Raw genomic sequence first — 3,885 nt, 5'->3', positions numbered from 1 at the left:
ACCATATAACGACTATTTTTTTCAAAAGGTTTAGTCACCTACAATCACCTCTATTTCTTGGAAATTAGGTAAATAATAGTGGTATAATATGCTATTAATTTCCTAAAATCGTATAAGCTAAACTATTAAATACACCATTTTGGAAGGCTCTTTTATTATAATTACATGCACAGTAATCCATACTTTATCATGTTATCTGTTTCTGTTGTAAAAATTTTTAAATTAGGTGTTTTTGCTCATCTCCCCGAAAAAGGGACATTTACTTAATTAAAAAGTACACTTTTTGATACGTTTTTACAGACGTATCAAGGACTGGCATTGTGAATATGATCTATAATGAATATATAAAAGATTTCCCATGAAGAAACTTTATAAAAAAAGGTCTACTCATTACGAGCAGGCTCTCTATTTTCCTCACCCAGCCTACTTTATTTTAAGCTTCGGCTGCTTCTGTAAACGTTGGTACATAAGTAGAAAATAATAAAAATAATGATACTATAAGTCCTATGATTTTCTTCATACTCGTATCTCCTTATCAATTCATTAAAAAACCTTTTAATTATATATTAAGTTTTGATACTACCGAAATAATAAAAAAAGATATGCATAATTACATATTTCTCTTATTGATAGAATGTATGGTTCTGGTGTGAAAAATGATAAGTAAAAAAGAATCAAGGATTCCTAACGGAATTACCTGTTAAGCAGTTAATCCAAACAGCCGGTTCATAAAAATATTCCGATTTTGGACAGACTGGTCCTGCAAATCAATTTGTTCTTTTTTGAGCATATGCATGGCTTCAACACCACTCAATATAGTGGCTGATGTTTTGTATGATTTAAATCCCAACATAGAACGGATTCGCTTTTTTATAAAGCGATGATCTTGTTCTACTATGTTATTCAAGTACTTTTGTTGTCTAAGTTGCATACCATCAGGTATGCTTTTTTCTTTTTTCAACTGTTCGATAGCAATTGGATAAGCAGGATTCTTATCGACTGTTATAACACGAGGCTTTGAAACATGAAGAGACTGCAAAGCTTTCTTGAAAAAGCGCTTTGCAGCCTTATGATTTCTAGATTTACTCAAATAAAAGTCAATCGTGTTTCCTTCAGAATCAACGGCACGATATAAATACATCCATTGTCCTTTTATTTTTATGTATGTTTCGACCACTCTCCATGAGTTATTCATTTGTTTGAGATGACGCCGAATTCATGCTACCAGTAAAATGATATGTGTCGTCAAGAACAAGACGCTAAACATCTGAACACGAACCTGTACGGTATGGTGATAGTACCGTAGCTCCCGAACCTATACGGTCTGTCGTGAGAGTGGTGATGACACACCGCAACCTTGCACGTCAGCGATACCAGAAATGGACTTCTCCTTTGGTAGCAAGAACACCACTGATGTTAGTCAGCTTGCCCCTTTAGGGGTGGGAGTGTCAAATAATTCAAACATCATATAGAACCAAGTTTATTTTACTACTTGAACAGATACTGGTTTCCAGCCCTGATTCTCTACCCAATCAATATCAACCTTATATTTTTTATTACTTTGCTTATCTCGTACATTACCGTAGGCTTTATTTTCACCATTATTTCCAATAAAATCAAAAATCAATTGACCCTCTGGAGCATCAACAGCATAAGAAATTGCTTTTTTCATCTCATTCCAATCTACTGTTCCTTCTTTAAATTTCATTGCAGGTTTTGCTCCTTGCTCTGTACCAATTGCCTTCCAAGAAGAATTAGTTTGAGAACCCTTTTCTTGAGATATCGTTTTTTCTCCCTCTTTATTTTCATTTTCGTTCGTTTTTACAGGTTCTTCTACTTTTTGTTTCTCTTCTAAATGTACTTTTTCTTTATCTTCGTTTTTCTTTTCTTCTATCTTTGCTGCTTCTTTATCTTCGTTTTTCTTTTCTTCTATCTTTACTGCTTCTTTATCTTCGTTCTTCTTCTCTTCTATCTTTGCCACTTCTTTATCTTTGTTTTTCTTTTCTTCTATCTTTACTGCTTCTTTATCTTCGTTCTTCTTCTCTTCTATCTTTGTTGCTTTCTTTTCTTGAGCAATTGCTTTCTTTGATGTATCAGAAGTGAAAAACAACTGATACGTCACTATGCCAACTGTTACTAATACCAAACTAAATGCGATATTAAATATCCCCTTATTACGACGATTTTGTTGTTTTGCTTGAAACCTGCTTCCTTGTCCCATTTTTCAAACCTCCGTGTTTATTTTCGCCACTAATCTTTACGTATTGTTCTTGAGAATCTTAATATTTTTATTAAATAATGAAAATATTAAGGTCTGTGCGTTTTCAAGTATCTGACATATGTTATTCAAAAATAGTTTAATAAATTAAAGATTAATAAGCCTCTTCTTCACCGATTTATAATTTTTAAAATCAACTTTCCTCTTTAGTTTGCGCTTTCTAATGGATATGCTGTGAAACAAAAAAAGATTTCACCTTCTCTTCAGAATAACTTTCGTCACTAGGGAATTCTATTATTCCTAATCTAACCTTTAATTCGCTTTCATGACAAAATGAATCTTTATGAAGTCCCCTTATCTTTTGTATAAAGCGCTTTTATTTTTTTCAATATAGAGCAATATTTCTTTGTTTATAACCTTCTTAAAAGCTTATTCTCTACTGTAAAAGTCATTTAAACTATACAATCCATATCATTTAATATGTAACGTTTCTATTAATTCCACCTCATTTTCCAGACAACACTATTATTTCTGAATATTAAATTTACTATGAATACACATTTCGGCTTACTTGAATTATAAATTGCGCTTATCTATAATACATTTTATTATTAATAACTTCAATAATGAATATGTACATATGTAGCGTTGAATATACGTATATGTACATATGTAGTATTGAATGACTGCAAAAAAAACATAGGAATTTAATTCCAGCCCTATATCAAAATGAAAATAAAAAACACCTGTGATATACACAAAGTGATTTTCTCTTGTCAATTTATCTATTTTCTTTTTATAACTCAAACTCCTTCGAATCGTACTTTTCTAGAGTTTGCTGCAATTCACTTTGTTCATATGGAATATGTTTATCTGTCTGTACATCTTCAACATTTTCTTCACCTGCTAATAATCTCCTGTACTTAAAAGAGTGCCCTGTTAATAATGGTGTAATTATGTTGTATGGCCCTCCTTTTGTTTGATTACTTGTATCATAAAACAAGTATCTGAAGTTGATATGTAGTCTACTTTACTGATAAAAATAACAAATAAAAAAGGAAACCTGCATGTTCGTTATAGTGATTTTCATGTTATATATACTCATATAAATTTATTAATATGCAATATTACATATTAGGTTCCTCTATCTTCATGATATTGATGTATTTATAATACTTATATCTTCATATTTAGAAAGGAATAAAAAATGAAAAAAATCACATCAACACTATGTATAGCTGGAATGACTTTAACTATTTTAGGAGTAGCTCCTTAAAGTAGTTATGCTCATCTCGATCAAATTGATTTAACTGAGAATGATCCTATTACCGCTCGATGGTCTGCAGAAGCTCCGTATCATTCTGATAAAAGTACACATTTATGGATTGCAAAACAAGCTATTGAAATTATGAAAACAGAATCTAATGTTGAAGCGAATAAGCAGGCTGTGGACTTTTTAAATTATCCGCAATATAAAGATCTGTTTTCTAAAGGATTATATGATGCAGATTATAATGCAGAGTTTAACGATGGCGGAACAGGAATAGGCGGTGTTTTTAAAGGCGGATGGAAATCTCATTTTTATGATCCTGATACTAAAGAAAATTATAGAGGAGAAACAAATCCAACGGCTCTTACACAAGGCAAGAAATACTTTTATGAATCTG

General features: G+C 31.5%; 1 protein-coding gene and 3 pseudogenes. 1 reads left to right on the top strand and 3 read right to left on the bottom strand.

Features of this window, described 5'->3' with window-relative positions; translation table 11 throughout:
• Window positions 1-700 precede the first annotated feature (700 nt).
• The 3 genes and pseudogenes from B5P42_RS29245 to B5P42_RS32970 all read right to left on the bottom strand — a co-directional run.
• Window positions 701-1,216 (bottom strand): annotated as a pseudogene (locus B5P42_RS29245) (IS6 family transposase); the annotation flags it as partial.
• A gap of 264 nt (window positions 1,217-1,480) precedes the next feature.
• Window positions 1,481-2,221: a YrrS family protein gene (locus B5P42_RS29235; protein ID WP_113735882.1), complete on the bottom strand. Its 741-nt coding sequence runs from the start codon at window positions 2,219-2,221 to the stop codon at window positions 1,481-1,483.
• Window positions 2,222-2,468: 247 nt separating this feature from the next.
• Window positions 2,469-2,683: pseudogene (locus tag B5P42_RS32970) on the bottom strand (sodium:proton symporter); the annotation flags it as partial.
• A 742-nt stretch (window positions 2,684-3,425) separates the two neighbouring features.
• Between B5P42_RS32970 and B5P42_RS29220 the strand changes: the two are divergent.
• Window positions 3,426-3,885: pseudogene (locus tag B5P42_RS29220) on the top strand (phospholipase C/P1 nuclease family protein); the annotation flags it as partial.

The organism is Bacillus sp. SRB_331, assembly GCF_003264175.1.
GTDB classification, from domain to species: domain Bacteria; phylum Bacillota; class Bacilli; order Bacillales; family Bacillaceae_G; genus Bacillus_A; species Bacillus_A mycoides.
This window is presented reverse-complemented; position numbering and strand designations above follow the sequence as displayed.

Excerpts from the sequence above, each read along its gene's own strand:
- B5P42_RS29235 (WP_113735882.1), bottom strand. The coding sequence starts at position 2,221 with ATGGGACAAGGAAGCAGGTTTCAAGCAAAACAACAAAATCGTCGTAAT.